13 protein-coding genes, 2 tRNA genes and 2 pseudogenes are annotated in these 13,355 nt (G+C 61.8%); 6 read left to right on the top strand and 11 right to left on the bottom strand.

Features of this window, described 5'->3' with window-relative positions; translation table 11 throughout:
• Positions 1-64: 64 nt before the first annotated feature.
• Positions 65-1,267 carry a GGDEF domain-containing protein gene (locus P8Q88_RS11075; RefSeq protein WP_278323890.1) on the top strand — a complete coding sequence of 401 codons (1,203 nt, stop codon included), beginning with the start codon at positions 65-67 and terminating at the stop codon, positions 1,265-1,267.
• Here P8Q88_RS11075 and P8Q88_RS11070 read toward each other — a convergent pair.
• Complete coding sequence (locus P8Q88_RS11070; protein ID WP_278323889.1) at positions 1,264-2,640, bottom strand: MATE family efflux transporter; 1,377 nt, start codon at positions 2,638-2,640, stop codon at positions 1,264-1,266. The genes P8Q88_RS11075 and P8Q88_RS11070 overlap by 4 nt on opposite strands.
• Before the next feature lie 14 nt (positions 2,641-2,654).
• Here P8Q88_RS11070 and P8Q88_RS11065 point away from each other — a divergent pair, with 14 nt between their 5' ends.
• Complete coding sequence (locus P8Q88_RS11065) at positions 2,655-3,278, top strand: glutathione S-transferase family protein (RefSeq protein ID WP_278323888.1); 624 nt, start codon at positions 2,655-2,657, stop codon at positions 3,276-3,278.
• Between the two features lie 112 nt (positions 3,279-3,390).
• On the opposite strand, the gene P8Q88_RS11060 is transcribed toward P8Q88_RS11065, so the two are convergent.
• From P8Q88_RS11060 to P8Q88_RS11025, 9 genes and pseudogenes are all read right to left on the bottom strand, one after another.
• Positions 3,391-3,467, bottom strand: a tRNA-Pro gene (locus P8Q88_RS11060).
• 162 nt (positions 3,468-3,629) lie between these two features.
• The gene (locus P8Q88_RS11055) at positions 3,630-3,920 is read right to left on the bottom strand and encodes a hypothetical protein (protein WP_278323887.1); all 291 of its coding nucleotides are present in this window, start codon (positions 3,918-3,920) and stop codon (positions 3,630-3,632) included.
• Positions 3,921-4,216: 296 nt separating this feature from the next.
• Positions 4,217-4,621, bottom strand: coding sequence for a hypothetical protein (locus tag P8Q88_RS11050; RefSeq protein WP_278323886.1), 405 nt, complete (start codon positions 4,619-4,621; stop codon positions 4,217-4,219).
• 144 nt (positions 4,622-4,765) lie between these two features.
• Complete coding sequence (locus P8Q88_RS11045) at positions 4,766-5,917, bottom strand: restriction endonuclease subunit S (RefSeq protein ID WP_278323885.1); 1,152 nt, start codon at positions 5,915-5,917, stop codon at positions 4,766-4,768.
• Positions 5,907-6,476: pseudogene (locus tag P8Q88_RS11040) on the bottom strand (N-6 DNA methylase); the annotation flags it as partial. The pseudogene P8Q88_RS11040 and the gene P8Q88_RS11045, both read right to left, overlap by 11 nt.
• A gap of 37 nt (positions 6,477-6,513) precedes the next feature.
• Positions 6,514-6,654 (bottom strand): annotated as a pseudogene (locus P8Q88_RS15080) (DUF6538 domain-containing protein); the annotation flags it as partial.
• Positions 6,655-6,750: 96 nt separating this feature from the next.
• A tRNA-Ile gene (locus P8Q88_RS11035) sits at positions 6,751-6,827 on the bottom strand.
• Positions 6,828-6,884: 57 nt separating this feature from the next.
• Positions 6,885-7,886, bottom strand: a complete 1,002-nt coding sequence (locus P8Q88_RS11030; protein WP_446532568.1) for a polysaccharide deacetylase family protein — start codon at positions 7,884-7,886, stop codon at positions 6,885-6,887.
• A 48-nt stretch (positions 7,887-7,934) separates the two neighbouring features.
• Complete coding sequence (locus tag P8Q88_RS11025) at positions 7,935-9,746, bottom strand: sensor histidine kinase (protein WP_278323883.1); 1,812 nt, start codon at positions 9,744-9,746, stop codon at positions 7,935-7,937.
• A gap of 231 nt (positions 9,747-9,977) precedes the next feature.
• On the opposite strand from P8Q88_RS11025, the gene P8Q88_RS11020 reads away from it, so the two are divergent.
• The 4 genes from P8Q88_RS11020 (at position 9,978) to P8Q88_RS11005 (ending at position 12,162) form a co-directional block, all read left to right on the top strand.
• Entirely contained in the window at positions 9,978-10,442 is a 465-nt protein-coding gene (locus tag P8Q88_RS11020) for an Lrp/AsnC family transcriptional regulator (RefSeq protein WP_278323882.1), read from the top strand.
• Between the two features lie 6 nt (positions 10,443-10,448).
• Positions 10,449-10,880 carry a GFA family protein gene (locus tag P8Q88_RS11015; protein WP_278323881.1) on the top strand — a complete coding sequence of 144 codons (432 nt, stop codon included), beginning with the start codon at positions 10,449-10,451 and terminating at the stop codon, positions 10,878-10,880.
• 187 nt (positions 10,881-11,067) lie between these two features.
• A complete protein-coding gene (locus tag P8Q88_RS11010; protein WP_278323880.1) occupies positions 11,068-11,328 on the top strand; it encodes a hypothetical protein in 261 nt (86 codons plus the stop codon).
• A 72-nt stretch (positions 11,329-11,400) separates the two neighbouring features.
• Positions 11,401-12,162, top strand: a complete 762-nt coding sequence (locus P8Q88_RS11005; RefSeq protein ID WP_278323879.1) for a hypothetical protein — start codon at positions 11,401-11,403, stop codon at positions 12,160-12,162.
• A gap of 18 nt (positions 12,163-12,180) precedes the next feature.
• Here the strand turns inward: P8Q88_RS11005 and P8Q88_RS11000 are convergent, their stop codons facing one another.
• On the bottom strand, positions 12,181-13,296 hold the full coding sequence (locus P8Q88_RS11000) for a DUF3616 domain-containing protein (protein WP_278323878.1): 1,116 nt from the start codon (positions 13,294-13,296) through the stop codon (positions 12,181-12,183).
• Positions 13,297-13,355 lie beyond the last annotated feature (59 nt).

The following is a 13,355-nucleotide window of genomic DNA, read 5'->3' as shown; positions in this document are numbered from 1 at the left end:
ACAGCATCATGCGCGGGCAAAGCAGAAATCAGCATTTGATGCCGAACCGGCAAGGGATCGGGTCGTGACCGAAAAAATCCTCGCCATGGCGAACCCATTGCTATGCACGGTATTCGCGCTCAGCTTCATTGCCCTGTGGCGCCGGGATACGTCGACTTCGTGGCCGGTCATGATCGCCTTTGCTTATGCGGCACAGGCAGTCGGTTTCTTCATCTTCCATTTCACCGGCAATCCGAATGGCGTGGTCGCCATCACCGCCATGCACCTGTTCTATTCGGCAGGGGCAAGTGCGATGATGTGGGGCATTTGTGCGCGCAACGGACAGCGGGCGCCCTTGGCCCTGTTCGCGACAATTGCCGTCATCAGTCTCGCATTGATGGTCGCCGCGACCATCGGCGCGAATTACAACGCCCGGCTTTACGCGGCCAATGCCGCATACGGCCTCATCCTCGCCCTGGGTTGCCAGGTCGCCGCAAGCAAGACCGAGAAAGAGTTTCTGGACAAGGTCATCCTGTGGCTGATCGCGATCGGGGCGTTCCAGTTCTTTGTTCGTCCCATCACCGCGATCATGGTCGAGGGCGCGATGACTGCCGAGGAGTATCGCGCGACCCCGTTCTATGCCGTGATGGTGGTCTGGCTTGCGGTTTCTTCGCTGCTGATTGCCCTTAGTCTGATGATTGCCGCGCTGACGGACCAGATGCGTTCGGTTCGCGAGGCGTCCAAACTGGACTCTCTCACGCGCCTGCGAACGCGCCGCGCTTTCGAATCGGATGTGATGGAGGCCTTCGAAAAGGCGAAAGCCGACCATGTGCCGCTCTCGCTCGTGGTCGCCGATATCGATCACTTCAAGGGCGTGAACGATGTTTACGGCCATCAGGTCGGGGACCGGGCCATCGCCGAATTCGGCAATGTCCTCTCGGGCATGATCCGCCACGCAGATGTCGCAGGGCGCATCGGGGGCGAGGAATTCTGCATCCTGGCGTGGAATTGCGATGAGGAAAAAGCGCACGCCATGGCCGAGCGCATTCGTCGTCGCTTTGCGGAAACCGCGATCCCGGGCATGCCGGCGGGCAACCGGTTGACGGCCAGCTTCGGCGTGGCCGGGCGCCGGTCGGGCGAGGGCTATGGCAAGCTGTTCGCGCGAGCCGATGCTGAGCTCTACCGCGCAAAGCACGGCGGCCGCAATCGTGTATGCCACGAAGAAATGCCGGGCGTAGTGGTGGCCGAATTCAAGCCGAAGGGCGTGCGCAAGGGCGCCGCAGCCTAGTCTTTCAGCAAGTTCGGTATCAGCGCCAGCTGGAACAGCGCCCGCAGCACCAAGAAAGCGGCGAAGGACAGCCACAGGCCGTCGTTCCCCAGCGGCCACGTCAGCCACAACAGCGCGGCATAGCTCAGCGCTGCCCCCAGCATCGTCAGCAACAGTGCACGGGTCCAGCTTGCGCCGACGAAGACCCCATCGAGCACGAAGCCCGCGATCCCAGCAAGGGGAATGACAACCAGCCAGCCCACCAGCGACCGCGTTTCCTGCGCCACGTCGGGGGTGGCTGCAAAGGTGCTCATCAACCAGCCGCCACCGACTGCGAAAAGGCCGGCCAGCAGGACTGCTACGGCAAAGCCGCGCCACAGAATTGCGCGCACATAAGCAAGAAAGCCGTTTCGGTCCCCTTCGCCATGGCGCTCGCCATTGAGGACCTGCGCGGCATTTTCGAAGCCGTCGAGCAGCAGGGCCGACAGGACGAACATCTGGTACAGTATGCCATTGGCGGCCAATGTCACCGCTCCGCGTTCCGCGCCCAGCCGGGTGAGCGCCGAAATGGCCACCATCAGGATCACCGTGCGCAAAAAGAGATCGCGGTTGACCGAGAGAAACGGGCGCAATGCGGCGATCGAAAGCGTCGCCCGCCTGCTCAACGACGCGCGCACCTCCGTCCCGGCAAGCCCCAGAACGATTGCGCCACAAGCCACCAGCTTCGCGCATTCGGCGATGAAGCTCGACCAGCCGATCCCGGCGATGCCCCACTCGAGGCCGAGCGCCAGCCACAGCCCCAGCGTGACGTTGAGCAGATTGTAGCAGACCTCGATGGCCAGCACGGTCTTCATCCGCCGACGCCCGACGAGATAGCCGACCAGCGCGAAGTTCGCGAGCACGGCCGGCGCGCTCCAATAGCGGATATCGGCGTAGATCACCGCCGCGCGCCGGACCTCGCCCTGTGCACCGAGTGCATCGAGCAATGCGGGCAGCAACACGGGTTTTGCGAGCAGGAGCAGCGCCGCGATGGCCAGCCCGACCACCAGTCCGCGCAGCAACAGCGCCGCCTGCTCGCCCGGGCCGCTCCGCGTGCCTGCCTGCGCCACCAAGCCTGTGGTGCCGGTCTTGAGGAAATTCATCACGGTGAAGAGTGCAGCGAAGAGCTTGGCGCCCACATCGACCGCGCCCTGGGTCGGCGCATCGCCCAGCCGGCCGACGATCCACATGTCGCCTACCCCGATCAGCGCGGTAGCGACATTGGTCGCCATTGCGGGCAGGGCGATAGCCCAGATTGCGAGGACCGCCGTCCTGTCGAGCGTTGCTGGGTGCCGGGCCGCCGTCATCGGAACCTGAGACAGGAGCGGGCGCTTATTTGCAAGACGGCCCGTCACGGAAGGAATCCCATATGCCCACGCTTTACACCATGCCCGGAACCTGCGCGCTTTCGACTAATATCGCGGTCGCCTGGCTGGATGCCCCGCTGAATGTCGAGAACATGGCCTATGGCGACCACAAGAAGGAGGCCTATCTCGCCATCAATCCGAAGGGCCAGGTGCCTGCCGTCGCCTTCGAGGACGGCGACGTGCTGACCGAGGCTGCCGCGATACTCGCATGGCTGGGGGCCGAATACGGGACCGAAGGCTATGCGCGGGACAAGGCGCTGGGCCGCAAGGAGGCTGAAGCGCTGTCATATCTCACGAGCGAGGTCCATGCCGCCTTCGGACCGCATTTCGCAGCGCGCAATTTTGCCAGCAGCAAGGAGGCGCAGGACGAGGTCAAGGCTGCCGCCTACGACCGGTTGCGCGGCCATTTCGAACGGCTGGAAGCGAATTTCAACGAGAGCGACGGCGACTGGTACCTGTCGGAGCGCAGCTTCGCCGACGCTTATCTCTATGTCGTCACGCGGTGGATCGAACAGACGCCGCTATCGATCGACGACTATCCCTCCCTGCGCGCATTTCGCGACCGGATGCAGAAGGACGAAGGCGTAAGGCTGGCCCTTGCACGGCAGGACATGGAGCCGGTCTGAGCGCCCGACGACTGATCGAACGCCATGCGGCAAGACAGTTGGTCGGGGAGACTGGATTGGCTGCGCCAATCAAGTCTCTCTCTCTCTCTCTCCCGCCTTCACTGCGTTTAGTTGGTCGGGGAGACTGGATTCGAACCAGCGACCCCTTGTACCCAAAACAAGTGCGCTACCAGGCTGCGCCACTCCCCGACCGGATGTCCCGCAATGTGCCGTAGATGGTGGGCCCGGCAGGAGCAAAACCCACAGTACCACCTCGCTAATAAAATCAGCGATTTAGGCCAAACTGCGACATGCGTTGTGTCACACCGATGTGTCACACCGGCGGTCGCTTACGGGTGCCCAACATTTTGGTCAAGCTGATGTTCGGCGCGGCTCAACAACTAATCCTGTTCCGAATGGAGCAGCCAGCGCGTCGCGTGGAAGCCTTGGAAGAGGTAACTTGATCATCTCTTCTTGGAAAACGACCTCGCCGTTAAGGGGGTCAAACTGCCCTTCATCCGAAAGCGGAAAGACTAGATACTCCCCGTCACCATTATCCTTGAAGATGACGACGATCCGTCCGGGCGATAAGTTTGGCTGCCATTCGGATGGCTCCGACGTATAGCCCTGAAAGCACATCTGTTCTCCTACTTGGGTTTTCATTCCTACCTCCTGAATGGGTGGAATGTACCCGAATGCCTTGGAAATGGAATATCTAAACTATTGAAATAGCTAGATATGTAGGTTGCGTTGGGTTGGAGAGCCCTAGTCCGCCTTCTGGACGAGCGGCAGGTACTTCTCGGTCAGTCGGTAGCGGCGTCCAACCTTGCCGTCCTTCTTGATTAGCCGGACATGTTCGAGCACGTTCCGACTGGCCAGTCGTTCCAGTATTCGTGTCGGCGCGGTCCCATGATGGTTGGTAGCCGTAATGCTTCCATGGCGAAGTAGCTCCAGGAATATCAGACGTCGTTTGCCGCTTGCCTTGCTCGTGACATCAGCCACGGCATCGAGCAGATCGCTGCCGTTGGCTCTCGGACCGCTGCGAAGAAGTCCGACGGCTCGATGGCGGTGAGATCGTCGAAGTTGTAACGGTCGAGCAAATGCCCGAGCGTGCGCATCGGGTTTGCGGAGATCACCATTTCAAAGTGGGCGTTCGGCGAGGTTCTCACGATCCGCAGGTCGCAGCGCGAAATTGTCGTGCCGTTCACTGCCGATGCTTTCCACGCCCCGCCATGCCGATGCGCAATTCCGAGCAGTCGAGGCTGCTCCGCGCTAGCGCCAATTTGCCCCACATAATTTTCCATCGAGGCTGCGTCGCGCGCGACGATCGAGCCTTTGACGCGCAGTTCGAGCCTGTCGAACAACGCTTCGGCGGCGACCGGTGGATTTTCGGTATAGGACCGTATTCCGTATCTGTTTCTCTCTCGCGGTGGTGGGAGGTCGTTCTCCGCGCTCATCGACGTTTGCTCGTCGCTTCAACGTTACACATTTAGGCTACAACTCGGACCTTATAGACAGTGGGATTGGCCGTGGGCGTCTACGCGACCGGAGAGAAGCTCGAGAAGCAAGTGGCGTTTCATTTCTTTTAGATCGCTTAGCGCGCGATCTGCGAAAGTGGCAGCTTTAAGCAAATCGTTGAGGGTATTTGCAATCGCTTCGCGTTCCCCCGGTGGAGGAAGATCAACCTCATAATTGACCACATATGCTTTCTGCATATGTACTAGCGCCGAAGCACCGTGCGCTTCATTCTCGATTTTCTTCGTTAGATGCTGGAGCGCAAAATAGAGGAAATCGCGATCCTTTGGCTCCTTTGGTACGACCTTCCAAGTGTGATAGTTCAGTACCCCTTTTGGCCCCTGCCAGATGTGGGGGCCGAAAGATGTGCCACGACTTCCTGACCATGCGAATAACAGGTCTCCCGGCATGACAAGTATCTTCGGATTAAACTCACCGCTGTAGTAGTTGAACTCCTTACCACCATTGAGGTTCTGAATGCGGATGATGGGTAGCCCTTCGCTGCTCCATTCGTGCGGTTTGAAGCCTCGTCCATTCACGAATGCGGCTAAGTCTCCCAAGCAAGTCGTCTTCCAACTGTTCGCCTGTCTGCCGAGCAAATCTCTAAGAGCAGCCTGAAAGGCGGTGCGAGCTTGGGTTGAAACTGCTTCATTGGCAGCTATGGACCCATCAACAGACCGCAGTACTTCGGCGATCCGCCGCTGCTCTGCGAGGGGTGGCAACGGTAAGCAAATCGAGCGTAGGTCTTTTCCGTTTATCGCGTCGAATGTGCTGCCCTGCGATAGACGAGCGAATTCAGATGCTAGTCCGCCGAGCGCAAAGAAGAGATAGTCGTTGTCACCATTCTTAGGGCGCAAGCCCGCCAATCCTCGACCTATGCAAAGGCGTTGAGGCGCGACATTCACTTCTCCAACAGGTGCGCGTACGCTCAATAGGATATCGCCAGCTTCAACGATCTTTGGACAGTTAGATGCAAACAGTCGAGGCTCTGGGAAGCGATCGCCGAACTCCGCGTTTCCTTGTATAAATGGCAATCCCTCGCCTGCCTCATTGACGGCTGCGGACGGCGGGGATTGCCCCATCGTAGTCGTAACTAGTTCTCCGATTGTTTTCACGGCCCAGCCATTTGGCAGTTCAACTGACATAGCCGAGCCTCTTCAGATGACCGAACATCGCGGCTTCCGCTTCGTCGCGATTGCAAATCAGTTCCTGCAGTTTGGCTACTTCCGTTGCGACATCAACATCCTCGGCATCCGCCGCAGTCTGGACGTAACGGCTGATATTGAGGTTGTGCTCATTGTCCGCAATCTCTTCCAATGAGACAACACGGGCTAATTTCTCAATATCTGTAAAACCGTGGACGGCATCGGCCAGCGTCCGACGGTTTTCGTCTGTCAGAAAGTTTTGCGCTTTGCCTGGTTTGAAAGTTGCATCGCCATTCACGATCAACACTTTGCCTTTGCGCTCGGAGGGTTTGCCCTTTCGGCATACGATCAAAGCAGCAGGAATGCCTGCTCCGTAAAAAAGATTGGGTGCGAGGCCGACAATCGCCTCGATCACGTCTTCGTCCAGCATGGCCTTTCTGATGCGCCCTTCGGCCCCACCACGAAAGAGCACACCATGCGGAACGACGACTGCGAGCAAACCATCGTCTTTCAAGCTCGCAAGCATGTGCTGCACGAAGGCGAGGTCGCCGTATCCCTTCGGCGGGCAACCATAGCTTTAACGGATAACGTCGAATGGCCTCGCGCTTGTCGCTCGTACCAAGGCTGCTGCGGATCGACTCTCTCTTTTCGACATGACGAAGGTCTTTTGGTGTGCGCTTGCGCACGTGCCAGTTCGCAGAGTTCTCGGGTTTGTAGAGGCCCGGATAGTTCGCCATTTCGTCGCTCATGTGTCACAGTTATGTGTCACAGTTCGACGAGAAAAGCGTAGACTACACAGTAATCTACGCTTTTCTGCCGTCCGGCGGTGGGGGTGGTGGGCCCGGCAGGACTCGAACCCGCGACCTAGCCGTTATGAGCGGCCAGCTCTAACCAACTGAGCTACAGGCCCCCATGCACCGCATGCGGAAGGAAGCGCCTAGCCGCGTGCCGCGACAAGGGCAAGATGCTAGACGATGGCGGCGTCGATGATTTGCGCGACTGTGGCCGGCCTGACGCCCCGTCGGTCGAGATAACCGAACACGGCGCGCAGCCAGTCGTAGAAATCGTCGAGATCGTCTTCGGTCCGCACATAGGGTGTGTGGCCGGGCGACAGCGAAGGGCTGTGAAAGCTGATGTTGAGGATCGGCAGCCCGTCATCGAGCGCGATGTCGACGGCCTTCAGCGCCTCTTCGGGCGAGACGCCTTCCGGGGTGAGCGCAATCCGTTCCAGCAGGCCGAGCCGCGTACACAGGCCCGCCAGCCGTGGCGCGCGCTGGATTGCCGGGAACAGGCTTTCGCCCTGACGCCGCAGCATCCCCCAATATACGGTTGTCAGCGGCAGCTCGATGAGGCTGCGCCCCGCGTCGCTCCAGTAAGGCCAGGTCGGGTGCCGGCGATAATCGGGGCCGCCTTCCGCGCTGTAGTCGAAGCACGCGCGGACCGAGGTGTCGATTGCGATGCCGGTTTCGGACAGGATAGTCGCGGTTGCCGGGCCAAGCCCGTAGCGCCCGGCGCGGTAGATGCGCGGGACGGCACCGAACTTCTCTTCCAGCAGATCGCGCAGCCGCCGGAACTTGTCGCGCTCAAGGGCGGGCGGCAAATTTCCCGGAAAGCTCGAGCGCCGGTTGACGTCTTCATCATGCGGGGGGTTCACCCAGGGATGGAGTTGCACGCCGATCTCGGCCTCTCCCGCCGCGACCGCGCTGCCGATGATGTCCTGCGCGATATCCGATTGGGCGACCGGCCAGTCGAGCAAATAGATCGGCTTGACCCCGATGGTGCCGCAAAACTGCTGGAACTTCGCCAGCCGCGGCAGGTGCTCGAGTGTATGGCCTTGGCGCGAGAAATCGCGCTGCCAGTCGAATTCCTCCTCCGTATCCACGGTGAGTACGGCACGCTGGCCGAACCCGTCCTTGAACTGCACCTTCTGACGCGGTGACGGTGGTTCTAGGAGATTGGCTTTCGGAATCGGATCGGTCCCCACTAGCGACCCCGCGCGACCCGTCCGTCTGCCGGATCAGCCGGCAGCGCGATCGGGCGCATCAGCCGGGCTAGGCAGGCGCTGCGCGCCGGTCAAGAGCGGCAGCGACAATACCAACCATTCGCCATCGCGGGAAAATTCTCCACCGGCCGCCCGCGCTTCGGCGCGGGCAAGGCGCAGCGAGAAGCCGGGTCCGAAGATGCCTGCGCTGACTGCGCCACTTGCGGCGCGCGCCTCGTTCGAGAAGACATCCGCCTCGCGCGCGAGCGATGCTGGCAACCGCGCCCGCAACGTGGCCTGTTCGTCCTGTGTCCTGAGGTCGAGATGGATCGTCTCGCCTGCTCCCGTAGCGCCGGCCAGGGTTGCAAGGATGCGCCAGGCTAGCATCTCGGCTTCGCCCTGCGCCAGCGGAAGCAGCGCGGCATCGGTGGTAAGCGAGGTTTCGAACTGCGCGACACGCGGCTTGAGGACCGTCTGCAGCTGCGCAACCTGCGCCCGCGCGATGGCCGCGAAATCGGCGCTGCCCTCCTCGAGGTCGAGCGAGCCGGTCTCGAGCCGGGCCAGCCGGTCGAGCTCGTCGAAGCCCGCCAGGATGCGGGCGCTGTCCCCGGCGATCGTGGCCGCGAGCGCGCGATATTCATGTGGAGTGGGGCCGAAGATCTGCTGCTGGATAACCTCGGCGTTCCCCTGCATCGCGTTCACCGGGGTGCGCAATTCGTGAAGCAGCTGCCGCAACCGATCGGCGGCCTCCTGCCGCCGGCCTTCCTGTGCCGGGGCGATCCGGCGAAAACGACCGACATACCCTTTGAAGCGGCCGTCGTCCCGCGTGAAGCAGGGCGTCGCATCGACAATCCAGTCCCCGGAAATCGCCTCGCCGCCCTGAAGCACGACCCGCCCGTCGCCGATCGGGCGACGGTTGCGAATGGCAGCGCCCAGGTCCGCGACAGCGCCGTCGCTGCACTCTAGCTCGCCCAGCATCGTGCCGATGATCATCGGTGCGACCGTCTCGTCGGCCCAGTCGATCCTGCCCTGCGTGTCGGTTCCGAACAGGAAGTTCTGGATTGCCTCGCGCGGTTGAGGCGGATCGAGCTCGCCGAGCGGGAGCGATGGCGCACCTTGCCCCGCGCTGCTGCCGCGCGTGCGCTTGAATGCCTCGATTCGGTCGACGAGCGCGCGAATGCCGTTCGGTTCGGGTTCGCGACCGGACGTGCGGGGGGCGTGCTGTTGCTCCGTCGGCGGCGGGGGGGCGATCTGCGGTGCTGCTTCGGGAGCCTCGCTTGCAGGCGCCTCCTGCGTCGGTGAATCGTCATCGAGCGCGGTGTCGAGAACGAAGGGGGCGGGATCGTTTGCCAGGTCCCCGGCATCTGCATCGTCTCGTGTCTCGACGGCGGTGGCTTCAGCTAGTTCGGGCAGGGGCAGGGCGCGGTCCTGCACGCCGAGCCGGTCGAGCACGCGCACCGCCTCTTCGGGAAGGTCGCGCCGGTGCCGCAGAAAGCCACGCGCACGGATCGGCAGTTTCGGGATGAGAACTTCCCATTCTTCCCCGCTCAGTTTCGCGCGGTAAAGCGCCGCGGCGGCCACCTTGGGGTGTGCCTCGCCGAACCATTTTACCAATTCTGGATTGCGGAACCGCCAGCCGGTTTCGCCCACGATCCTTGCACGCTCATCCGCCCCGATCGTCTCCGCAAGAGCGATCAGGCGGAGATAGGCGGCCGCCTTCAGCGCGGGGTCGCCTGCCTGCGGCCGTTCGCCCAGCAGATCGATCAGCTGCCGGAACTGCGTCTTGCACGCGCGCTCGCCGGTGGCGCGGTTGCGCAGCACAGTGGCAAGGCGATCGTCGAAATGCATCGAAACTCCGAATGGGGGATTAAGGTTGGCGAAGCGTAAACCATCGCACCTTTAGACTTTCTATCCGTGCAAAACTTACGCTGAACGGAAAGTTGCCTCCGCGTTGCAAAGCGGGACAATTGCTGGCAAAGATAATAATGTTATCGAACAGGCTCCACATGCGTCGTTATCGTTTCGCAAGGTGGGCGTGGGATCGGGAACTGCAAGAGGCATTTGGGGGCTACACGGGTCATGGCCAATCTGGATGATATCGATCGCAAGCTGCTTGGCGAATTACAGGCGGAGGGGCGCATCACCAATGTCGAGCTCGCCCATCGCGTCGGGCTGACCGCGCCGCCCTGCCTGCGCCGGGTGCGCGCGCTGGAGGAAGAAGGCGTCATCAAGGGCTATCACGCCGATCTCGACCCCGGAAAACTCGGCTTCTCGATCACCGTCTTCGCCATGGTCAGCCTGAAGAGCCAGGCCGAAGATGCCTTGCGCGAATTCGAGGAGGCGATGCGCGACCTGCCCGAGGTGCGCGAGGTTCACATGCTGAATGGCGAAATCGATTTCATCATCAAGATCGTGAGCCGCGACCTGCAGAGCTTCCAGGAATTTCTCACCAGCAAGCTGACGCCCGCGCCGAACGTGGCGAGCGTCAAGACATCGCTCACCATCCGCACGAGCAAGAGCGAGCCTGGCGTTCCGCTGGGCTAGCGGGTGATGGCCGAGGAGATCATCCACGGACACTGCCTCTGCAAGGCAGTAAAGATCGCGATCACAGCACCGGCGCACGAGATCGAAATCTGCCAGTGTGGCATGTGCCGCCGCTGGTCGGGCGCGATCTACACTGCGCAGACCGGCAAAGAGGCAAGGGTCGAGGGCGAGGATCGCGCCACTGTCTATCGTTCGAGCGAATGGGCCGAACGCGCCTTTTGCGGCACCTGCGGGAGCCATCTGTGGTTCCGCTTCCTGCCGACGGGGAATCGCAGCTTTTCCGCTGGCCTGTTCGATGCGGCAACTTCGCATGGAATCGAGAAAGAGATATTCGTCGACGAAGCGGCCGACTGGTGCCGGATCAGCGGCGACCATCCGCGGCGGACGGGCGCGCAAGTCATTGAAGAAGCCAAGGCTGCCGGATTTTCCTTCGATTAAGTATCGCGCCTGCGACATATTCGGAGCGTCTCCGCAACGCGATCGTTCGCGACGACGCAACCCGGCATCGTAAAGCCGAAATTGACAGAAAAACCAGTAACTCATTGGCATTACTACGTTTGCGCCGACGAGAAATAGTTAACAAAAGGTTAACATCCTGCTCCCAACCCTCAACAGGAGAGCTGCGATGAGATCCCGATTTTTAACCGCCCTGATAGCCGGGACGGTGGCTGCGTCGCTTGCGACTGCGGCCTCTGCCGATCGGCCCAAGCCGGCCTACACGCCAACCGTCGGCGAAGACGTTCGCCCGAAGCCGGATGGCTGGGTTCCGGACGTACCGCGCGTGCCCGACGATCCTTCGCCGAACGTCGATACGCCAGGACCGGATCGCGACCCGGGTTTCAAGCCCGACGGCTGGGTGCCCGACACGCCGCGCGTGCCGGACTGAGCGCCTTTCCCGAAGTCTCGTCAGCGGGGTGCATAAGTGGTCGCGCACCCCCTGCCTATCCGGCGACCTCCCATGAGCTGTAGCATCCGAACCCTCTGCGTGCGCGGTGCAATGATCGCACTGACGCTTCCCGTAGCAACCCCCGCGCTGGCCGATGAGCCGCGGATCAAGCTTGCGACCACCTGGAATGCGGGCGCCTACTCCGAACTCGACCCCAGTGTCGCCGAAGTGCAGACTGCGACCGTTTCGACGAGCCTGGGGAAATGGCAACTGCGTTCGGAAACCGAGTGGCATCGGACGGAACTGCGCCCGGAACTCGAACACCTTCGCCCGCTTGACGGTTCAGCCATGCGGAATTTCCGCGAAGGGCCGACACAGGTCGCGAATTTCAATGTGTCGGTGACCCGCTTCGAGCGGGTGGCGCCGCGTCTCTGGGTCTATGGCTCGGCCAAGCTCCACATGGTCTCCGACAATTCGCTGGAGCACGTATATGCGCATGACGCCTCGGTCGGATCGGGCCTCTACATGGCGCTCGACAAAACCGACATCTGGGTGGAGCAGCGGCGCGATCTTTACAGCAGCGGGCGCTACGACGTGCGCAATGCGTGGCATTCGGAGGCCGGCTTTTCGCGCAAGCTGGACAAGGATGCGCGCATCGGAATGATGGCCTCGCGCACGCAATACCCCTTCGCAAGCTGGGATGCCGTGTCCTCGATCAGCGCGTTCTATGAGAAGGAAACGCGCGAGGGGCCGATCAAGTCCTGGCTTGCCCTGCAACAATACGGCGGACGCATCGGCGTTTCCGCGGCGGCCAGCCTGCGGTTCACCTTCTGACGCCGTTCCCGGCGGTGCTTACTCGTCGATAGCGAATAGATCGGCGAGGATCGTGCCATCCTCGGTATCGAGCCGGTCCGGATTGGGACTGTCGTAAAACACCAGCAGCCGCCGCTTGCCATCGTCGTCGGTCATGAACTCGATTCCCTCGGGGTGATCCGCTTCGAGCTTTACGGGCAGATCAAACAGCCGTTCGGGCCGATGGAGACGTACCGTCTCCTCGTTTTCCGGCTCCTCGTTCGCCCAGTTCGTCCAGCGATAGATTGCGCAGCGCCCGTCGAGGTCCTGCGTCGGCCCGGCGAGGATCAGGAGATTGGCGCCGTCAGCCAGCAGATCGCGAATGCCGAGCCCCCCGAGATCGACGAGCCGCTGGTGCGGCTTGCCCGGAAGGTGCAGCTTGCCGGAATCCTTCGGTTCGATCCGCGGTTCGAGCAGGACGGCGAAGGTCTGGATCACGGGCCCGCGGAGGCCGAGGGCGACGCGAGTCGGCCCGGCAGCGGCGATGCCCTCGATATCCAGCCCGCCTTCCTTCGCCGCCATTCGCATCGACGGGCCGATCAACGGGTCCTTCGCGAGATAGCGGCCGAGCTTGCTGCCGTGATCCTTCTTCTGGGCTACCAGACCGGCCTTGCGATCGCCATGCTGCTCGATCGGCACGGCAAAGCCGTCCTCGTCGTAGAGCAGCGGAATGCGCGCCAGAACGCAGCGCGGGCGGGTGTCCTTTAGGTCGGCGAGCTTCGCCAGATCGATGCAATCCGGCTCCGCGCCATCGTCGCGCGGGTCGTGGCGAGTGCGCGAATGGCTCCCTGTTACCCACAGCCAATCGTCATGAATGGCAAGACCTTCGATGTCGATCTCTTCCTCGGGATCCTTGAGATCGATGAATTCCTTGAGCGGATAGCGGACATGGTTCTCGAACCAGCCGTATTTTCCCGGCGTGAGGCGCTCGACACCATGGGCCTCGTCGCCTGCCACGAACAGCGTTTCCCCACCAAAAGCGCAGGCGGAGATGTCATGGATCGGATGCTCGTCGTCGGTCGCGTCGCCGTCGAACAGGAGTTTGACATGGCCGACCGGCTCGCGCGGGGTGGGCAGATCGTCGGTGCGGGTGAAGGCTTGGGGTTGCAAGGTCATAACACCAGAACCCGCCGACTGCCGAAATGTTCACGCAGCTTTGGATTTGAGCCCGACGG

The organism is Qipengyuania marincola (assembly GCF_029688625.1).
Taxonomy (GTDB): domain Bacteria; phylum Pseudomonadota; class Alphaproteobacteria; order Sphingomonadales; family Sphingomonadaceae; genus Qipengyuania.
This window is presented reverse-complemented; position numbering and strand designations above follow the sequence as displayed.